The organism is Treponema sp. UBA7570 (assembly GCA_002477955.1).
Taxonomy (GTDB): Bacteria; Spirochaetota; Spirochaetia; order Treponematales; family Treponemataceae; genus Treponema_D.
This window is the reverse complement of the sequence record DLLE01000023.1, coordinates 9,542-29,634: the sequence shown is the minus strand read 5'-3', so window position 1 is coordinate 29,634 and position 20,093 is coordinate 9,542. Positions and strand designations below refer to the sequence as shown.

Sequence of the window (20,093 nt, the reverse complement as noted above, 5' to 3'; positions counted from 1 at the left end):
AATTACTCTTTATCTTTTTCATCTTCGCTTGCAACTTTATCAAAGCCTACAACATAATCTGGTTCGTCGATATTTATAATACGGGTTCCAGAAGATGCTCTGCCCTGCTTTGAAATCATTGCTGCCGAAACTCTAAGAGTTTTTCCCTGTCCAGACATACAGATTACTTCATCACTTTCTGAAACCGCAATTGCGCCTATAATTTCGCCCTTGCCGTCAATATTTCCGAAAATTTTCTGTCCGCCAGTTCCACGTCCGTGTTTTCCAAACTCATCAAATCCAACTCGTTTTCCATAACCTTTTTCGGTTATAACAAGCGCATCTTTATTTTGTTCAACACTGATTGCAGCAGCAACTTCATCTCCAGAAGCAAGACGAATTCCTGTAACGCCAGAACTTGCTCTTCCCATTGGACGAACACTTTCTTCAGAAACTCTAAGCGCCTGCCCTTTTCTTGTAATAAGCATTGCATCGTCATTTCCGGAAGTCAACATTGCAGAAACAAGATGATCTCCATCATGAAGCTTAATTCCGATTACGCCACGAGTTTTTGCATTTGCAAATTCAGTAGTTTTGCATTTTTTTACAGTTCCATTTGCTGTCGACATAAATATATACTGCTGATCGGTATAATCTTTCATAGTTACAATTGTGGAAATTTCTTCATCAGGGCTAAGCTGAATCAAAGATTTTACGCTTGAACCGCGGCTTGAACGGCTTGCTTCAGGAATTTCATGAACTTTTATCCAATACACTTTTCCAGCGTTTGTAAAAAAAGTTATAAATGATTTTGTCGTTGCCGTAAAAATCTGATTGATGTAATCACCTTCAATCAAAGTTGCGCTCAAACTTCCTTTTCCACCACGGCTCTGAGCCTTGTACTGAGTAAGAGGAACTCTCTTGATATAACCAAGTTTGGAAATCATAACGACAACTTCTTCTTCTTTAATCATATCTTCTGTATTTATCTGCTCTACTTCGTCAGCAACAATATCAGTTTTTCTGTCATCGCCATATTTTTCTGCCAGTTCATTTGTTTCGTCTTTTATCAGCAGGCGGATTTTTTCGTGATGAGCAAGCAAATCTTCCAAATGGTCAATCAATGCCTGAAGTTCTTTAATCTGGTTCTGCAAATCTTCAATAAGAAGATGAGTAAGCCTTTTAAGAGGCATATCAACTATCGCCTGTGCCTGCTCGTCATCAAAATCAAAGCGTTTTTCAAGGCGGAGTTTTGCTTCTTCTGTGTCGCGGCTTGATTTGATAATTGCAATTACTTCATCAATATTGTTAATAGCTGTAATTAAAGCCTGCAAAATCTTCATCTTATGTTTTGCAACTTTTAAATCATAAATCGTTCTGCGCGTAATTACTTCGTCGCGATGCTCTACAAAATATTGAATCAACTGCTTTAAAGTAAGAATCTGCGGTTTTAAATAAACATTTGGAAGCTGCAACTGAGGCTCGTCATATCGCAAACCATCTTTCTGCTGAGGAACAAGAGCAAGATTGATTACGCCAAAATTTGACTGCAAGTCCGTTTTTGCAAAAAGCTGGTTCAAGACGATTTTTGTAATTGCATTTTTTTTAAGCTCAACTACAAGTCTCATTCCAACACGGTCAGAAGTTTCATCGTTTGCATCGGCAATTCCTTCAATTATTTTGTTTTCTGCAAGTTCGTTGATTCTTTTTATGATATTCGTTGTATTTACTCCATAAGGAACTTCTGTAAATACAATGCGTTCTTTTCCTTTTTTGTCTGTTTCAATATTGAATTTTGAGCGAATTGTAATTCTTCCGCGACCAGTTCTATAAGCTTTTTTGATTCCTTCACGACCGTAAATTACACCGCCAGTCGGAAAGTCCGGACCTTTTATATAAGTCATCAATTCATCAATTGTAATTTCCGGATTGTCAATGTAAGCCGCAATGGCAGAGGCAACTTCGCGTAAATTGTGAGTCGGCATATTTGAAGCCATGCCAACGGCAATACCAGTTGTTCCGTTACAAAGAAGAAATGGAAATTTTCCAGGAAGAACTGAAGGTTCAACTGTCGTATCATCAAAGTTAGAAACCATATCTACAGTTTCTTTGTTAATGTCGGCAGTCATTTCCTCGGTGATTTTTGACATTTTGGCTTCGGTATAACGGTAAGCCGCTGGAGGATCACCTGCAATCGTACCAAAATTTCCCTGCGGAGTTACAGTCGTATAACGTTGCGCAAAATCCTGCCCCAAACGAACCAATGCATCATAAACGGAAGCATCACCGTGAGGATGATAATGTCCCAAAACTTCACCAACGATTGTGGCACATTTTTTTGTTTTTCCGCCGCTCGAAAGATTAAGTTTGTCCATTGCGTACATAATTCGCCTGTGAACAGGCTTTAATCCGTCGCGAACATCTGGCAAAGCACGCTGAACAATTACAGACATCGAATAGTCAATATAAGCCTGCTTAACTTCGTCTTCGATTGGAATTTTTATTACCGTTCCACCTTCCGGTGTTTTTTCTTCTTCTAACATTTTTAGTTCCATTTTGAGGTGGCCGAGCCTGTCAAAACCACTTTTTGTCTATTGGTCATTTTTTACAGGCTCAATGACCTTTTTTCTTTTATTTTAGTTATGCTATCGTTAAATATCCAAATTTGCGTAACTTGAATTCGATTCAATAAATTCGCGCCTTGGTTCTACTTCTTCGCCCATGCAGACTGTAAAAATTCTATTTGCTGCTTCTGCGTCAGGAACAGTTACAACACGCATTTTTCTTGTGGCAGGATTCATTGTAGTTTCCCACAATTGGTTTCCGTCCATTTCACCAAGACCTTTATAACGCTGGACATCTGCCTTTTCTCTCTGTTCTCCAAGAGCTTCCAAAGCAGCATCTCTTTCTGCATCTGAATAACAGTAAACAGGCTCTTTTTTTCCAAGCTGAACTTTAAAAAGAGGAGGCATTGCCAGATAAACATAACCTTTTTCAATAATTTCAGGCATATATCTGTAAAAAAAAGTCAAAAGCAAAGTTCTAATATGAGAACCGTCGACATCTGCATCGGCCATGATAATTATTTTGTGATAACGAATTTTTTCGATGTTAAAATCTTTTCCAAAGCCAGCGCCGAGCGTATCAATAATTGGTTTAAGTTTGTCGTTTTCCATAACCTTTGCAGGATCAACTTTTTCAACGTTAAGCATTTTTCCCCAAAGAGGAAGAATTGCCTGAGTTTTAGATTCTCTTCCTTTTTTTGCAGAACCGCCGGCCGAATCTCCTTCGACAATATAAACTTCGCAAATAGAAGGATTATCTTTTATTGAACAGTCAGAAAGTTTTTCCGGCTTTTTAAATCCAGAAAGTCCAGACTTTTTGCGTGAAGCGTCTTTTGCCTTACGAGCTGCAATTCTCGCAGTTGCTTCTCCAATAGATTTTTCAAGAACTTTTTCGAGAATTGCCGGATTCAGCTCAAAGAAAATTGTAAGCTTTTCTTTTACAAGAGAATCTACAATTCCCCGGACTTCAGGATTTCCAAGTTTATCTTTAGTCTGGCCAACAAATTCTGGTTCAGGAACTTTTATCGAAAGAACGGCAACAAGTCCGGCACGAACATCATCACCCGTCAATTTTTCATACGGATCTTCTTTTGAATCGATTTTTCCGTCTTTTTTAGGCATTTTTTTCTTCAGTTTTTCATTTCCATCAAGAGCTTTTGAAAGAACCGAAAGAAGTCCTGAACGGAAACCGTCAAGATGAGTTCCACCGTCGCCAGTGCGAATATCATTTACATAAGTGTGGATGTTTTCTGAATAACCCTCGTTGTACTGAAAAGCAAGCTCTGTAATTACAGAGCCTTTTTCCGGATTGTCATCTTCTTTTTCGCCAACAATAAAAATAGGTTCCTCAGGATATTTTATTTTTGACTTTGAATTTAATTCCTGAACATAATGGACAATTCCGCCTTCATATTTGAGAATTTGCTCTTTTGGAGTTTCAAGACGTTCATCTCGAAAAATAATTACGATTCCGCTGTTCAAAAATGCAAGCTCTTTTAAACGCTGAATCAAAACATCCCAGTCATAAGTTGTCGTAACCGTAAAAATCGATTTGTCGGCTTTCCAGCGAATTATAGTTCCGTGCTCGTCTGTATCGCCAATAGTTTCAACTTTTGTAACTGGAATTCCGCGTTCATATTTTTGACGGTAAATATGTCCATCACGTTTAACAGTTGCTTCAAGCCAATCTGAAAGAGCATTTACACAAGAAACACCAACACCGTGCAAACCGCCGGAAACTTTATAAGATTTTTTGTCAAATTTTCCACCAGCATGAAGCCGAGTCAAAACCAGTTCAAGAGCACTAACATGTTCTGTCGGGTGCATTGCAACAGGAATACCACGACCATTATCTTCAACACGCACAATGTCGTCTTTTTCGAGAGCAACAACGATTTTATCGCAATAACCAGCCATTGCCTCGTCAATACAGTTATCAACAGTTTCGTAAACAAGATGATGAAGTCCCTTTGGTCCTGTAGATCCAATATACATACCAGGACGCTTGCGGACAGCTTCAAGACCTTTTAATACTTGAATACTGCCAGCATCATAAGAAGAAGCCATTTTTCTATTCCTTTATATTATATGATTTTATGATTTATTACAAAAGATACGGATAGAATTTTTGAATAGTAAAAATTATATTTGTATTGAAGAAAAAAGTAAAGGTGAATTATAATCAGTTCTATGTCCAGCCAGAATTACAAAGATTTTTTTGAAGAAGCAATTAAACAAATACGAGAAGAAATGAACGAAAACAATCAGTCGGACGAATTTACTCTCTGGTTTAATATGGATTACGTAGAAGACACTCTTTCTCAAATTACTGTTTCTGTTTCTTCAGAATTTATGTGGATTCAGATGAATTCAAAAAAATACGTTCAAAGACTCGAAGATAAAATAAACGAATTGACTGGACAGCAAATTTCAATCACCCACATTGTAAAAAATAAACAGACCGTTTCAATTCCAAAAAAAGAACCTTTGCCAGAACCTAAAACAAAAACGGCGGAACCAGAAATTGTTCATCAGGTTGAAAAAAAATCCGAACCAACTGAAAATTCTCATAAAAAGCATCCTCAATTAAATGAAAATTTTACTTTCGAAACCTTTGTTCCGGGCGAAAACAGTATTTACGCTTACAATGCTTCAATTTCGGCAGCAAAAAATCCAGGAAAAGCTTACAACCCAATATTGATTTACGGTGGAGTTGGTCTTGGAAAAACTCATCTTATGCAGGCTTTGGGAAATTTTATTTATTCAAACAACGAAAAAACAAAAATCGCCTATACAAGCGCTGAAAATTTTACGAATGAATTTACAGCCTCGCTTAAAAATCAAACAATAGACAATTTTAAGAAAAAATATCGCAGTCTTGACGTTCTTCTTCTTGATGATATTCAGTTTCTTGAAGGAAAAGAAGGAACTCAGGAAGAACTTTTTCATACTTTCAATTCAATTTACGATAAAAACGGACAGATTGTTTTTACAAGCGACCGTCCAATCAAAGAATTAAAAGGTTTTACAGAAAGAATCAGTTCTCGCTTTAGCCGCGGTTTAAATGTTGACCTTCAGCCTCCAAATTACGAAAACAGGCTTGCAATCATTCAAAAAAAACTGGAACTTCTTCATAAATCTATTCCTCAAGATGTAATTGAATATATTGCAAAAAACTGTCAGACAAACGTCCGCGATATTGAATCCTGCATCACAAAATCAATTGGCTTTGCGGAACTTGTAGGAAAGCCTCTCACTGTCGAAATTGCTCAAAATCAGCTTAGAGATACAATAAATGACCCTTATTCTGGAACAATCACAATTGAAAATATTCAAAAAGTAGTTGCTGAGCATTACAATGTTTCAGTTTCTGACCTAAAAAGCAAAAAGAAAGACAGAAAATTCGTAATTCCAAGACAAATTTCAATTTATATTTGCTGCTCTTTAACAGAATATTCAACTACAGAAATCGGAAATGAATTTGGAGGAAGAGATCACACAACAATTATGCATGCGCGCGACAAAGTTGAAAGTCTTTTAAAAACTGATTCTTCAATGAATTCAACAGTAAACCTGCTGATTCGCGCAACAAAAGATTTTAGAAAATAAAAAACACAAATTGTTAATCTTATGGTAATATGTTGTGTAAAAAGTGTGGAAAACATTTAGATCTGTGAATTTGTGAATTTAATGTGAATTCAATCTACAGAGTTATCAACTTTTTAATTCTTTAAACAACAAAGAGTTAAATTAGTTATCAACAAATTCACAACTCTTATTATTACTATTACTAAATTTATTAAAATTTAGAATTTATTAGTTTGTGTATATAAAAAAAATTTTGAAAATAAAACTTTTTAAGGAGTCCAAAAATGAAGTTTACTTTTGACAGAAATTCAATGATAAATGAGATTTCAATTGCCCAGGAAATCATTTCCACAAAAAGCGCAATATCAATTCTTTCTAATGTCCTTTTTATTGCACAGAACAACACTCTTACAATAAAAGCAACAGACATAAAAGTAAATTTTGAAACAAAGATTCCTGTTGAAATTGAAGAAGAAGGTTCTACAACTGTATTCTGTGATAAATTTTTGGGAATTCTTTCAGTTCTTGATGAAGGCGAAATTGATTTTGAATTGCAGCAAAAGGATAATCAGACAGTTGCCTTGATTCGCCATTCAACTAAAAAAAATAAATTCCAGTTAAAATGCACATCTCAGGATAAATTCCCAGAATTTCCAATTGCAGAAAAAGTTCCTTTCTTTGAAGTTCCATCGAAAGAAATAAAAAAAATGATCAGCCAGACTTCTTTTGCAGTTAGCGCAGATGAAACCCGCTATTTTATGAATGGAGTTTATTTTGAAAAAAGAGATAATAAACTTGTTCTTGTAGCAACTGACGGTCGCCGTCTTGCTTATGCTTCAAAAGAATTTCCAGAGGGAATTGCAGATTTTCCGGCGGCAATTGTCCATCCAAAAGTTTTAAATATTGTCGCAAGACATCTTTCTGACGAAGGAAACATTTCAATTGCTATTGTCGATAAAATGATTTTTTTCCGTTTTCAGAATTACGAACTTTCTTCAACTCTTATTGATGGACAGTTTCCAAACTATATGCGCGTAATTCCGGAATCTCAGTCTTATAATTTTAAGGTTCAGAAAAGCGATTTAATTGGAGCTCTTAAAAAAACTGCTGTCATGGTTGATAAAAAAGCAGGAAGGGTTTTCTTTAACATTTGCCCTGGAGTTTTAAGACTTACTTCACAAGAATCTGATTCTGGAGATGCAGAAGTTGAAATTCCGTGTGAATTTGCAGGCGATGAAATTACAATTGCAATGAATTACAAATATATCGAAGAGCCTTTACGTGTAATGGATGTTGAAAGAATAAAATTTGAATTCTCAGGCGAAATGAAAGCTGTAACAATGCTTCCAGAACCTGCGGAAGATTATTTCCACATTATTATGCCGATGCAGATGGCTTAAAAAGGCAGATGCCTGTACTTTCAGTTTCTTTTGTAAATTACAGAAATCTTCAGAACTCAACGATAAATCTTCTCTCAAAGGAGATTTATTTTGTCGGGGAAAATGGACAGGGAAAAAGTAATTTACTCGAATCAATCTATTACTCAGCTTACGGAAATTCTTTTAGAACTCGGGCCGATGCAGAAGTTGCAACAAAAGGTTTTTCAGATTTTTCGATAAAAACTATGTATCGGCTTGAAAATGGTTCAACAGAAAATATTTCGATTTTTTTTGAAAATGGAAAAAAGAAAATCGACAAAAACGGAAAATGGATAAAAGACCGTAAAGAACTGATAAATACAATGCCTTGTGTCTTGTTTTGCCACGATGATTTAGAATTTGCCGTTGGAGAGCCTGAACGCCGCCGTTTTTTTGTTGATCAGTGTCTTTCGATGTACGACGTTCTCTACATTGACACAAGCCGAAATTATAAAAAAATTCTAAAAAGCCGCAATTTTTCGTTAAAAGAAAAAAATTACGAAATGCTGGAAATTTTTGACTCTCAGCTTGTCCAAAATGGAATTGAAATTGAAAAAAAACGAAGGGATACAATTTTTCAGTTTAACCAGTTTTTTGGAAAGCTTTATGAAAAAATTACAGGAATTGACGGGGTTGCCATAAAATATGAACCAAGTTGGAAATCTGATGACAGTTTGAATATTATTCCTTCGGCGCAAAAGGCATTTGAAATTTTGCAGTCAAAAATAGAAATTGACAAAGCTGTTATGACGACAATGAGCGGACCTCATCGCGACAAGATTAAGTTTTTTAGAAATGGAACTGATTTTACTTCGACGGCTTCTACAGGACAAAGACGACTTTTGGCAATTCTTCTTAGAATCGGACAGGCAATTTTTTATGCAAATGTAACTGGAAAAAAACCGATTTTGCTTATGGACGATGTTCTTTTAGAACTGGATCCTGATAAAAGACAGCTTGTGACTCAGCTTTTGCCGGAATATGATCAACTTTTCTGTACATTTTTGCCTGGCGAACCTTACGAAAGATATATGAAGGAAGGAACAAAGATTTTTGAAATCAACGGAGGAATTTGGAATGAACGACAGTAATTTTATAAAAGCTTCCGATATGGTTTTAAGAATTATGAAGAATATTGATCCGGAACAAGTTCGACAGGGAAATAAAATTTCAAATTTGTGGACGCAGATTGTTGAATCAATAAGATCGAATAGCATAAACGGAGAAAATATTGGAAAAAATATGGCGAGCCATTCGCATGTAATCGATTTAAAAAACGGAATTTTGCTTGTGGAAGCGGATCATCCCGGTTGGATTCAAATGCTTGGAAATTATAAAAAATATATCTTAAAAGGTTTCAAGATGAAAATTCCAGAGATTAAAATTGAAACCCTCGCCTTTCGTCTAGCTGGTACAAATGCAGAAATTTCAAAAATTCATCGGAAAATTGATGAAGAAAAACAGCGGAATGCCGAAGAATTTAGAATAAACAGAGAACAAAAAGAACTTGAAAAAAAAGGCTTTGTTTATAAAAATTCTGGTCAGAAAAAAGAGTTACCGTCGGAAATTCAAAAAATGTTCGACGATATAAAAAACGATATGTTGACTAATAGCAATTAAATTTGTTATATTCTATCGCACTATACTTTTTTGTTTAAAATTTGGATTCTGTCTAACAGTGTCCGTAAAATAAGGAGAATGTTCCCATGTTAAGAACATATCAACCAAGTAAAGTTAAAAGAAATAGAAAATTCGGATTCCGTGCTCGCATGGCAACTCGCGGTGGACGTGCAGTTCTTGCCCGTCGTCGTGCAAAGGGTCGTTCAAAGCTTTCTGTAGCTGACGAAAAGAATAAATACTAATTCTTTTAAAAATGAAAACAGTCTTGTCAGAGTCTAGGCGTTTTACTTTCGATGAAAGAATAAAACGTGCTTCAGAATTCAAGAATCTGTTTAAAAACGGGAAAAGAGTAAGCGTTGTTGGGGCGAAATTGTTTTACCTTCCCAACAACTTGAAATTCAATAGAATTGGATTTCCTCTTCCCCGTGGTTTTGGTAATGCTGTTGAACGTAACCGTGCAAAGCGGTTTAGCCGAGAAATCTTTAGAAATCTAAAATCATACCTGAACACTGGCTATGATATGCTTTTTTTAGTGTATCCTCCTGCCGAAAAAGATTCGTTCCACTCGCGGTGTGATCAATTTCAAACATTATGTAAAAAAGCTGGGCTTTTAAAAGAATGCGAAATTTCGTTGTAAAATTTTTGTCTTTTTTTATAAAAGTTTACAGGCTTTGTATTTCGCCACTATTTCCGAAATGCTGTAGATTTTATCCAAGTTGCTCAGAATATGCACTTTTGGCGTTAAAAAAACATGGTGCTTTTAAGGGTTGTTGTCTTACTGTAAAAAGGATTTTTAAATGCAATCCTTTATTTAGGGGCGGTTACGATCCAGTTCCATAACTAAAAAAAATAGAAAATAAAATTTCCGGAGAAAAACAATGGAAAAAAATACTGCGTGGGCAATTGGCCTTTCGTCTGTTGTTTTGATTGGATTTTTCTTTTTGCAGACTTATTTTATGCCAAAGCCACAGCCTGTAACTCAGAAAAATGAAACTACTGCTATTGAAGTTGCCGCTGAAAATTCAGAAAATATTGAAAAAAATATTCCTGAAAAAATTGGCATTGTAAATTCACAGAATTCGGATTCTCTTGCAGAAGAAAATTTCATAGTCGAAACAAATAAAGTAAAAGTTACTTTTACAAATCGTGGCGGTGACATTGTCGGTTATGAATTAAAAGACCATATCGATTCAGATACAAATGGTTTTATTCAGATGGCAGATAATATTACCGATTCTAACCGTGCATTTGCGGTTTCTGTCGGCGGCGCTGAAAATTCAATCATAAACGATATTTTTGTTTCTAAAAAAATTGATGAAAATAAAATCGGATTTTTCAAAAATTATGTTGTAAATAATCCGGACGGCTCTAAAGGTGAATTTACACTTGTAAAAACATACACCTTTAATCCAAACGATTATGTTTTTAAGCTTGATGTTACAGTTGCCCCTGGAGAAAATTTTCAGGGCTTGGATTTAAATGGTTCAAGTTATTCTTTGAGAACTTCTCCTCAGATGGGACCGTTTTACAATCCAAAAGTTAATCGCTACGAAAATCGTCAGTTTATTTCATACAACGGCAAAAATAAAAAAAGAATTATTCTTGGTACAAACCAGACAAAATCTTACGAAAAAGAATGGAACTGGATTTCGATGGCAGGAAAATATTTTGAAGTTTTGCTCTGCCCTTCTGATAGTTCTTCAATGAACAGTAAAGTTACCTATTCTTCAAAAACTGATTTAAAAGATAAAACAAATGCTCAGGCAATTGTTTCTCGTAAAGCTGTAGATGCAAATGGTTCTAACGATACATATTATGTTTATGTTGGACCTCGCAACGAAAAAGATTTGAGAATTTATAATGTACCGGAAAACAACGTTTGGAAACTTGATGGAGTTCGTTTTGACAACAGCATTCAGACAAGTGGATTTTTAAGCTGGCTTGAAATTGTCCTAAAATTCTTACTGGAAATGATAAATAAGCTTGTTCATAACTGGGGTGTTTCGATCATAATTGTTACAGCAATTTTGAAGTTTGCAATGTTCCCTATTACAGCTAAAACTGCAAAAAGTACTGTAAAAATGCAGGCTTTGCAGCCAAAAATGCAGGCTTTGCAGGAAAAGTACAGAGATAATCCTCAAAAACTCAACGAGCAGACAATGAAACTTTATAAAGAAATTGGTTATAATCCTCTTTCTGGATGTTTGCCAATGCTTTTCCAGTTCGTAATTTTGTTTGCAATGTACAACTTGTTCAACAATTATTTTGAATTCCGTGGAGCAAGTTTTATTCCTGGATGGATTAGCGATTTGAGTGCTGGTGACCATGTGGCAACATTGAAATTCAATTTGCCTTTCCTTGGAAATCAAATCAGAATTTTGCCGGTAATTTATGTAATCAGTCAGCTTTTGTTTGGAAAAATTACACAAAACGGTGGAACTACTGCCGGTCAGAGTGCTATGCAGATGAAGATGATGATGTACGGTATGCCGATTTTGTTCTTCTTCCTGTTCTACAATGCTCCGTCTGGACTTTTGCTTTACTGGACAGTCAGCAACTTGATTCAGCTTGGACAGCAGTTGTTTATCAACGCAAAAATAAAAAAATAATTTAAAAAACGTCTCTGAATTTTTTTGGAGATGTTTTTTTATTGGATGTGGAATTAATTCGAAGAATTTTTCACATCCAGTAAGCACTTTGAACTTTTTATGGAGAAATAAATGAATTACGAATTTGAAGGAAAAAATGAAAAAGAAGCTATTGAAAAAGCTGCCGCCGAACTTGGTCTTGAACGTGATGAATTTGATGTAGAAATTGTTGAAACACAGAAAAAATCGCTTTTTAAAGCAGGCTACGTAAAAATTCGCATTACGCCTGTAAAAGAAACGAATGTAAATTCTGACAGCGGACGTTCTTACGACCCTGAAAATGTTGCAAAAAGAACTGTTACAAATCCGCTTGCGCAGGATGATTTTGAACAGAAACTTATTGATTTTGTAAACGAAATAATTTCTAAAATGGGATATGAAGCCGCAGTTCAAATTTCTTTCCGCGAAGACAAAAAAATTGGGATTAAACTTACTTCTGAAGCTTCTTCGATTTTGATTGGCCGCCGTGGTAAAAATCTTGATGCTCTTCAGTTGCTTGCAAACGTTTATGCAGGACATCTTGGACGTGAAGATGTACGTGTAATTCTCGATACAGAAAATTATCGCGTTCGCCGTGAAGAAAATCTTGTTCATCTTGCTTACAACACGGCAGACAAAGTTCGCTCAACACACAAATCGGTTTTGCTTGAACCAATGAATCCTTTTGAACGCCGTTTGATTCACACTACTCTCAACGATGTTCCAGAAGTTGAAACAATCAGCGAAGGCGAAGGACTTTACAAACAGGTTCGTGTAATTTTTAAAGGACAAACTTTTTAATGAATTTGATGAATAGACGGAATTTTTTGTTTATAGGTTTATTTTTTCTTTTTTTTGGACAAATTTTTTGTCAGGAACAGAATACTGTTTTAAAAGATGAAATTTATGAAGAATTAAAAGAAAAAGGCTCTATAAAACATTTAATTCAGTCTAAAGATGGTTTTGAACTTTCTCTTACTCCGGATACAGAATTTTGTAAACGTGCTGCAAATGCATGGAATCTTTCTGAAAATCCAAATTTAGTTTCTGAAAACTTGTTTTTAATAAGCAAGGAAGAATTAAAAGAAAAAAGTTCAAATCCTGAAAATGCAGAAATTTCGATGGATAGGGTTTCTAAAATTGTGCGTTCGATTTCCAAAATGAAAGGAATGCAATATTTTTCAAATGGAGATCAGCGTTGGGAGACTCTTTATCATCAGGCTTATGTTTGCAAGTCTGTAAAAGAAAAAAATGAGCCTTTGCCAGATGTGCTTGAAGGTTCTGCTGACGGCTTGAAAATTTTTGCGTTTTTGGAAGACAATTCATTTGGAAAAAGTGTTTATTCTCTTGAATATGTGCAAACCGAACGTGAAATTGGATTTTTTTTGACAAATGCAGAAAGCTGGACTTATGCTTTTGTAAAAGCTCTTAATCCTGAAAATGTAAAAATAAATATGGTTGTAATTGACAATGGAGATTCGTTCATTGTTTATATGGTTCTTTTTGCTAGGCACAAAAAAGTTCCTCTTTTGGGAGAGAGAATTCAAAAATCACTTGCAAATAGAATCGATGCAATTTACAACTGGTTTACATTGCAATTTTAATTGGGAGAAAAATTTATGAAAACTAGATTTTTTGCGGCAATATTTTGCTTTTTAACAATCAGTTTTGGAGGATGTAAAACAATGGATAAAGAATTAAAAGCTATTGAAGGTAAAGACGGTGTTTTTGCAATAATGGAAACTTCAAAAGGTTCAATTGTTCTTGAGCTTTTTTATGAAAAAACACCTTTGACAGTAACAAACTTTGTTGGTCTTTCTGAAGGAACTCTGGATGTTTGCAAAGGAAAACATTTTTACGATGGATTGAAATTTCACCGTGTAATTGCAGATTTTATGATTCAGGGCGGAGATCCAGAAGGAACAGGAAGAGGCGGTCCAGGTTATCGTTTTGCAGATGAATGTTTTGACGATTTGACTTTTGACAAGCCTGGTTATCTTGCAATGGCTAACGCCGGCCCAGGAACAAACGGTTCTCAATTTTTTATTACGCATGTTCCTACGACTTGGCTAAACGGAAAACATACAATTTTTGGACAAGTTGTAAACGCTGACAGTCAGAAAGTTGTAAATGCTATAAAACAGGATGATAAAATTGAAAAAGTAACTATCGTTCGTCAGGGAGAAAAAGCAAAGAATTTTACTGCTACTCAGGCAGATTTTGACAAGCTTGAAGGCGAAGTAAAAGCAAAGGCAGCAGAAGCAAAAAAAGTTGCAAATGCAAAAAAAATTGCAGAAGTTGAAAAGAATTTCCCAGGTTTTGCAGTTGATGCAAACGGAATTTATTGGAAAATAACAAAAGCCGGAAACGGTGTAAAAATTGGCGGACGTAAAAACGTTGCCTGCGAATACAAAGGATATTTGGTTGACGGACGTGTATTCGATCAGTCAGCTGGACGCGGTCCTTTGGAATTTGTTACAGCAAGCGGACAGATGATTCCAGGATTTGATATTATGGTTCAAGATATGTCACTTGGCGAAAAAAGAACTGTTGTAATTCCTTCAGATTTTGCTTATGGCGATCAAGGTTATCCTGGAGTAATTCCTGGCGGTGCTTATATTGCATTTGATATTGAAGTTGTAAGAGCAAGATAATTAACAAACGTTAGTTAAACTAACGATAGATAGTAGAAAGTCTGTTTGATTCGTTTGAATTGAACGGACTTTTTTTTGCAAAATTTGTAGTTTTTAATTGAAATTTTGTGGAAAAATAAAGTTTACGCCGGATGCGCAAGGCGTAAGTTTTTGGCGGCGATAAGCCGCCAAAAATGCAGCAAAGGCGGAACCTGAAGCAGCCGGTTTTTGAGAAAAAAAAGGCACTGACGGCTGGTTTTTATTTTTTAGGGAAATGCCGTCCAAAAAAATAAAAAAATTGACTATAAAACAAAACTTGAGTATTTTAGAAAAATGAGTGTATTTTTAATTGTTGAGTTTTTATTTTTTGCTGGAAGTCTTATTGGCTGGGGAATTGAAGTTATCTGGCGACGTTTTTTTAGCAGCAATAATCCTGAAAAAAAATGGATTAATCCGGGATTTTTGATTGGCCCTTATTTGCCGCTTTATGGTTTTTCGCTTACAATTTTGTTTTTGTTGAGTTTTATTGATGTAAGTTTTGTGGAAAACGCATTTGCGAGAAAAATTCTGCTTTTTGTTCTTATGGCGTTTTGCATTACGCTTTTTGAATATATTGCCGGCTTGATTTTTATAAAAGGAATGAAGATTAAACTTTGGGATTATTCAAATTGCTGGGGAAATATTCAGGGAATAATATGCCCTCTTTATACTGTTTTTTGGTGGATTTTAAGCGCAGCTTACTATTTTTTTATTCATCCGAGAATTTTGTCGTGGCTTGCCTGGTTTACAAATCATTTGACTTTTTGCATGGTGATTGGATTTTTTTACGGCGTTTTTACGGTTGATGTTGTTTATTCGCTAAATCTTATGACAAAAATTAGAAAATTTGCAAAGGAAAGTAAATTTATAGTCCGGCTGGAAAATTTACAGCAACAGATTAGAAAAGCGAGCGAAGAAAATAAAGAAAAAATACACTTCTGGATGTCTACAAAATCTGAATCTCTGGAATTAAAAGAAGCTGTTGAAAAACTTAAAGAAAGGTTTGAACTTGAAAAAAAGAAGTTTGAAAAGCAAAAATAGATTAAAAAAGCCTTTGCGCTGGTTCTAAGAACTTTGTGCAAAGGCTTTTGTTTTAGCAGTTATTTACTAACAAACGTTAGCTCATTTTACTAAGGGCTTTAGAAATTTTATTTTCCAAAGTAGTTGAGAGCGTTTCCGAACGAAATGTCTTTCACAATTTTTGTGAGCATTTCCATATCGTTTGGATATTCGCCGTTTTCAACCCAAGTTCCAATGATATTGCAGAGAATTCTTCTGAAATACTCGTGGCGTGAATAAGAGAGGAATGAGCGTGAGTCTGTCAACATTCCGACGAAAGCTGGAATCATGCCGAGGTTTCCGAGAACCTTAATCTGCTGTTCCATTCCGTCTTTGTGGTCGCAGAACCACCATCCTGAGCCGAGCTGGATTTTTCCCTTGACTCCGCTTCCCTGGAAGCAGCCCATGATTGTTCCGATAGAATAGTAGTCTTTAGGGTTGAGCGTGTAGAGAATTGTCTTTGGTGTGCCGCCCGCAGCTTCAATCAAAGAAAGAAGTCCTGCGAGATTTTCTGCGATTGGCTTGTCGTGAGAGCCGTCAAATCCTGTGTCAGGACCGAGCTTTTTGAACATTGCCTTGTTGTTGTCGCGGATTGCGTTCATATGCCACTGCTGAACGATTCCTCTCTGCTCGTAAGCGCGTCCGAGAGCAACGAGAACCTTTGTCTTGTAAGCCTCAGATTCAGCCTCTGAAATAACTTCGCCGTTGAGAGCGCGCGCAACTACTGCGTCGATGTTAGCATCTGTGTCAACTTTGCATGGCGGATACTCAAGAGCGTGGTCAGAAGCGCGGCAGCCGTTCTCAATGAAGTAGTCAAGGCGTTTAATGAGGGCTTCAATCACATCGTCAGAAGTCTTGATGTTGATTCCTGAAACTTCAGAAAGCTTCGCGATGTAGTCTTTGTAAGTCGGAAGGTTGATGTTGAGTGCTTTGTCCGGACGGTAAGACGGGCGAACGTGAGTCTCGATTTTTCCGATTGGTGCTGTTCCTGCGGCTATTGCCTTGTGATATTCAAGAGAATCAATCGGGTCGTCTGTTGTTCCTACAGCGTAAACGTGAAATTTCTTGAAGATTCCTTTTACAGAAAGCTCATCTGTCTGAAGCATCGCGTTTGCTTTTTCCCAAATGCGCGGAGCGGACTCGACTGTGAGAGGCTCGTAAATTCCAAAATAACGCTGGAGTTCGAGATGTGTCCAGTGATAAAGAGGATTTCCGATAAGATGCTCGATTGTCTCTGCCCATTTAAGGAATTTCTCGTAGTCCGGCTTGTCGCCAGTGATGTAGTCTTCTGTGATTCCGTAAGTTCTCATCTGGCGCCATTTGTAGTGGTCGCCTCCGAGCCAAATTTCTGTAAGGTTCTTAAATTTTTTGTTTTCAGCGATCTGAGCTGGAATAAGATGACAGTGATAGTCCCAAAGTGGTTCGTCTTTGCAGGCTTCAAAAAGTTTTTGTGCTGTTTTTGTGTCCAGCAAGAAGTTTTTGTCCATGAATTTTTTCATATCTAACTCCAAAAAATAATTTTACGATTCCAAATTTTAGAATCACAATCACTAATATTTTAGTACGATTTTAGAAAATTGTACACGAGACAAACAAAAATGAATTTTTTCTAAAAAAAAATTATGAAAATTTTGGACGGCATATTCTCCAAAAAAATAATTTTTTTTATTGCGAAACATTTTCTTAAAACCCGGCTGCTTCAGGTTCCGTTTTGCTCCATTTTTGACGGCTCAACCTTTATCAACGTGTTTTTAGCTCGTACAAAAACTTCAACCGCCGCCAAAAACTTGCGCCTTGCGCATCCGGCGTAAGTTTTTCTGTTTCGCGATTACAAAAATCGTAGTATAATTTAAATTCTTTTGAACAAAAGGTTGGCATAATAAAAATGGCAGAAATTTCAGAAAACATAGTTGAAAAAATCTTAAAAGAAAATATTAAAAATCAAGATACAGTTTTTGTTTTTCCTACGGAAATTGCGGCATCTCTTTGGGCAGACCGTTCAATTTTTGTTACGGATTGTCAGGCAGTTGCTCTCGAAAGATTTTTGGCATGGGACAAATTTAAAGGCGAAGCCGTAAGAGGCGAAAATCAAAATAAAATTTCTGTTCCTTCGACAATGCGACAAATTTTTGTTTCGAGGTTGATTGAAAAAAATGCCGAAAAACCTTTTTTTAAGAGTTTAATTTCAGAAAAGTATTCAAAAACTGCGGAAAGTTTTAGCGCCTGGATTGCTTCGATTTTGCCAAAACTTGGAATGTGGAAAGAGTATTTTGAAAAAAATTCATTACAAAAAGATTCCGAAGACGAAGATTTGCTCATTCTTTACGAAAAATACACAGAATCCTTAAATAAATATGGATTTTTTGATCCAGCCTGGGAAAAACCGCCTTTTAAAAGCAATGGAAAGCATTATTTTATATTTTTTCCAGAAATCAATTCGGACTGGGAAGAATACAAATTTATTCTCGAATCAACAAAAGAATTTATTACTCTTGTAAATGTTCCTGATTTTTCTGAAGAAAACAATTTTCATAAAAGCGAAGTAAAATTTTTTAACAATTCGCGCGTAGAGCTCAAAAACATTGCAAATAAAATTTTTGAACTTCATCATCAAAAAAAAATTGATTGGCAATCAATGGCAATTAGCGTTCCAGATATGGAACTTTATGGTTCGTATATTGACCGCGAGCTTGAACTTATGGAAATTCCGCATGTATTAAGATTTTCGCGGCCTTTGAGCGGAACTCCTGCCGGAAATTTATTCAATCAAATAAAAGAATGTATAAATTCAAAAAACAGTTACGATTCAATAAAAAAACTGCTCTTAAACGATTCTCTTCCGTGGAAAAATCCGGAGACTGCTCAAAAATTGATTGCTTTTGGCCAGGAAAATCACTGTATTTGCAGTTATGTTTACGGTGGCGAAAAAATAGATGTTTGGGAAAAATCTTTTTGCGATGTAAAATATAAAGATTTTGAAGTTGAGAATTTTTATAATTCACTTAAAACTTATCTAAAAAAATTCAATCAGGCAAAAAACTTCAATTCGATTCGAACCGCTTATTTTGAGTTTAGAAATAAATTTTTTGATATGGAAAATTGCAGCGACAGCGCAAATAAAATTCTTGGAAGATGCGTTTCTGAACTTGGAGCTTTGATTGATCTTGAAAATCAATATGACTGCGCAGTTCCATCTCCGTTTAATTTTTTTGCGGAACAACTTGAAAATAAAAAATATCTTGAACAGGCCTCTGAATTTGGCGTTCAAATTTATGAGTATAAGACGGCGGCCTGTGCTCCGTTTGACTGTCATTTGATTATTGATTCGAGTCAGGCTTCGCTAAATGTTTCTTATAAGGATTTTTCTTTTTTGAACGAAAATAAGCGTAAAAAGCTTTTAAATCGCGACGAATCGAACGTTTCTGACAAATTTGTGCGACTTTATCAGCTTAACAGTTTAAAAGAATCAGCATATTTTACGTGTGCAGAAAGAACTCTCGACGGTTATGCTCAGCCGGTGAGTTATTTAAAAATGAACGATTTGAGAAAAGAAAAAAATGAAAAAGTTCTTTTTTCGGAAAATCCATATAATTTAGAAAAAGAATGGTTTATTGGAAGCGAAGATTGTGAATTTCCTTCAAAAATCACAGAAATTCAGTCAAAAAGTTTTAAAAACTGGATGAATTTTCAAAAAAGTGTACCAGTTTTGCAGGAAAAAGCAGCCGATGCCGTGACAGAATTAAATTCAAAATCAGCCGGAAACGCAAGCCAGAATTCAATTTATGTTTCAAAAAGTTTGCTTTCAAAATTTTACGATTGTCCGAGAAAATGGCTTTTTGCCTGCCGAGAAATGAATTTAAAAGAACAGGACAAGGCTGCGGTTTTGCTCGACAGATATGCTGCTGGAAATTTGTATCATAAAATTCTTGAAATTTACTTAAAAACGCTCAAAAGCAATGGTTTTCATCTGGAAATTGAAAAAGATAAACTTGAAGAAAAATACGAACAAATTCTTGAGAACGCAATTACGGAAGCAATAAATTTTGACGGAGAAGGAAACGAAAAAAATTGCTTCTTAAAAAAGGAACTTTTAAAAACTACGCGACCTGCAATAAAAAGAACAATTTTAAATTTCATAAAAGAATTTACAAAAATTTTTAATAATTGCGAAGTCGACGATTGCGAAGGCGAGCTTCGGATTCAAGACGAAGAATTTAATTTTACTTTTAACGGCAGAATCGACTGTCTTTTAAAAGATTGCGAAAATGAACAGTATTATTTGGTCGATTTTAAAAATTCTGATTCAGCGGTTCCAAAAAATTTGTATTTTGCGGAAGAGGAATTTGAAACTTCTGAAGAAGGCGAAAATCTTCAATCTGCCGAAATAAACGAAAATTTGCCGCTTGAAGAACAGAAGTTACCAGATTTTCAAATGCCGGCTTATACTTGGCTTATGGAAAAGCAGAAAAATATTTGCATTCAAAATGCGGCGTTTTTTAGCATAAACGAAGCAAAGGTTTGGCCGGTTTTTGGTTACGAAATGCAAAGACGGGCAAATTCAAAAAA

16 protein-coding genes are annotated in these 20,093 nt (G+C 35.6%); 13 read left to right on the top strand and 3 right to left on the bottom strand.

The window, feature by feature from the left end; all coding sequences use genetic code 11:
* Positions 1 to 2: 2 nt before the first annotated feature.
* Complete coding sequence (gene gyrA, locus B4N75_RS02310) at positions 3 to 2,522, bottom strand: DNA topoisomerase (ATP-hydrolyzing) subunit A (protein WP_296667157.1); 2,520 nt, start codon at positions 2,520 to 2,522, stop codon at positions 3 to 5.
* A 108-nt stretch (positions 2,523 to 2,630) separates the two neighbouring features.
* A complete protein-coding gene (gene gyrB / locus B4N75_RS02305) occupies positions 2,631 to 4,610 on the bottom strand; it encodes a DNA topoisomerase (ATP-hydrolyzing) subunit B (protein ID WP_296016089.1) in 1,980 nt (659 codons plus the stop codon).
* A gap of 123 nt (positions 4,611 to 4,733) precedes the next feature.
* Here gyrB and dnaA point away from each other — a divergent pair, with 123 nt between their 5' ends.
* The 12 genes from dnaA (at position 4,734) to B4N75_RS02245 (ending at position 15,509) form a co-directional block, all read left to right on the top strand.
* Positions 4,734 to 6,152 carry a chromosomal replication initiator protein DnaA gene (dnaA, locus tag B4N75_RS02300; RefSeq protein ID WP_296016094.1) on the top strand — a complete coding sequence of 473 codons (1,419 nt, stop codon included), beginning with the start codon at positions 4,734 to 4,736 and terminating at the stop codon, positions 6,150 to 6,152.
* Between the two features lie 263 nt (positions 6,153 to 6,415).
* Positions 6,416 to 7,531, top strand: a complete 1,116-nt coding sequence (gene dnaN, locus B4N75_RS02295; RefSeq protein WP_296016101.1) for a DNA polymerase III subunit beta — start codon at positions 6,416 to 6,418, stop codon at positions 7,529 to 7,531.
* Between the two features lie 8 nt (positions 7,532 to 7,539).
* On the top strand, positions 7,540 to 8,640 hold the full coding sequence (gene recF, locus B4N75_RS02290; RefSeq protein WP_296667155.1) for a DNA replication/repair protein RecF: 1,101 nt from the start codon (positions 7,540 to 7,542) through the stop codon (positions 8,638 to 8,640).
* Positions 8,627 to 9,169 (top strand): DciA family protein, encoded by a 543-nt coding sequence (locus tag B4N75_RS02285; protein ID WP_296016114.1) that lies wholly within the window; start codon positions 8,627 to 8,629, stop codon positions 9,167 to 9,169. Before recF ends, B4N75_RS02285 begins: the two co-directional genes overlap by 14 nt.
* Before the next feature lie 86 nt (positions 9,170 to 9,255).
* Positions 9,256 to 9,411: a 50S ribosomal protein L34 gene (gene rpmH / locus B4N75_RS02280; RefSeq protein WP_078931603.1), complete on the top strand. Its 156-nt coding sequence runs from the start codon at positions 9,256 to 9,258 to the stop codon at positions 9,409 to 9,411.
* Positions 9,412 to 9,422: 11 nt separating this feature from the next.
* On the top strand, positions 9,423 to 9,806 hold the full coding sequence (gene rnpA / locus B4N75_RS02275; protein WP_273066294.1) for a ribonuclease P protein component: 384 nt from the start codon (positions 9,423 to 9,425) through the stop codon (positions 9,804 to 9,806).
* Positions 9,788 to 10,009, top strand: a complete 222-nt coding sequence (yidD, locus tag B4N75_RS02270; RefSeq protein ID WP_296016138.1) for a membrane protein insertion efficiency factor YidD — start codon at positions 9,788 to 9,790, stop codon at positions 10,007 to 10,009. Before rnpA ends, yidD begins: the two co-directional genes overlap by 19 nt.
* A gap of 38 nt (positions 10,010 to 10,047) precedes the next feature.
* The gene (yidC, locus tag B4N75_RS02265) at positions 10,048 to 11,778 is read left to right on the top strand and encodes a membrane protein insertase YidC (RefSeq protein WP_296667152.1); all 1,731 of its coding nucleotides are present in this window, start codon (positions 10,048 to 10,050) and stop codon (positions 11,776 to 11,778) included.
* Positions 11,779 to 11,889: 111 nt separating this feature from the next.
* Positions 11,890 to 12,597 (top strand): RNA-binding cell elongation regulator Jag/EloR, encoded by a 708-nt coding sequence (jag, locus tag B4N75_RS02260; protein ID WP_296016149.1) that lies wholly within the window; start codon positions 11,890 to 11,892, stop codon positions 12,595 to 12,597.
* On the top strand, positions 12,597 to 13,400 hold the full coding sequence (locus B4N75_RS02255; protein ID WP_296667149.1) for a DUF6675 family protein: 804 nt from the start codon (positions 12,597 to 12,599) through the stop codon (positions 13,398 to 13,400). The genes jag and B4N75_RS02255 overlap by 1 nt, the downstream gene beginning before the upstream one ends.
* A gap of 15 nt (positions 13,401 to 13,415) precedes the next feature.
* On the top strand, positions 13,416 to 14,450 hold the full coding sequence (locus B4N75_RS02250) for a peptidylprolyl isomerase (protein WP_349675704.1): 1,035 nt from the start codon (positions 13,416 to 13,418) through the stop codon (positions 14,448 to 14,450).
* 312 nt (positions 14,451 to 14,762) lie between these two features.
* Positions 14,763 to 15,509 (top strand): putative ABC transporter permease, encoded by a 747-nt coding sequence (locus B4N75_RS02245; protein WP_296016171.1) that lies wholly within the window; start codon positions 14,763 to 14,765, stop codon positions 15,507 to 15,509.
* A gap of 107 nt (positions 15,510 to 15,616) precedes the next feature.
* Here the strand turns inward: B4N75_RS02245 and uxaC are convergent, their stop codons facing one another.
* Complete coding sequence (gene uxaC, locus B4N75_RS02240) at positions 15,617 to 17,026, bottom strand: glucuronate isomerase (protein WP_296667146.1); 1,410 nt, start codon at positions 17,024 to 17,026, stop codon at positions 15,617 to 15,619.
* A gap of 386 nt (positions 17,027 to 17,412) precedes the next feature.
* Between uxaC and B4N75_RS02235 the strand changes: the two genes are divergently transcribed.
* Positions 17,413 to 20,093: PD-(D/E)XK nuclease family protein (locus tag B4N75_RS02235; RefSeq protein ID WP_296706510.1), on the top strand; the 2,681-nt coding region annotated here is incomplete at its 3' end.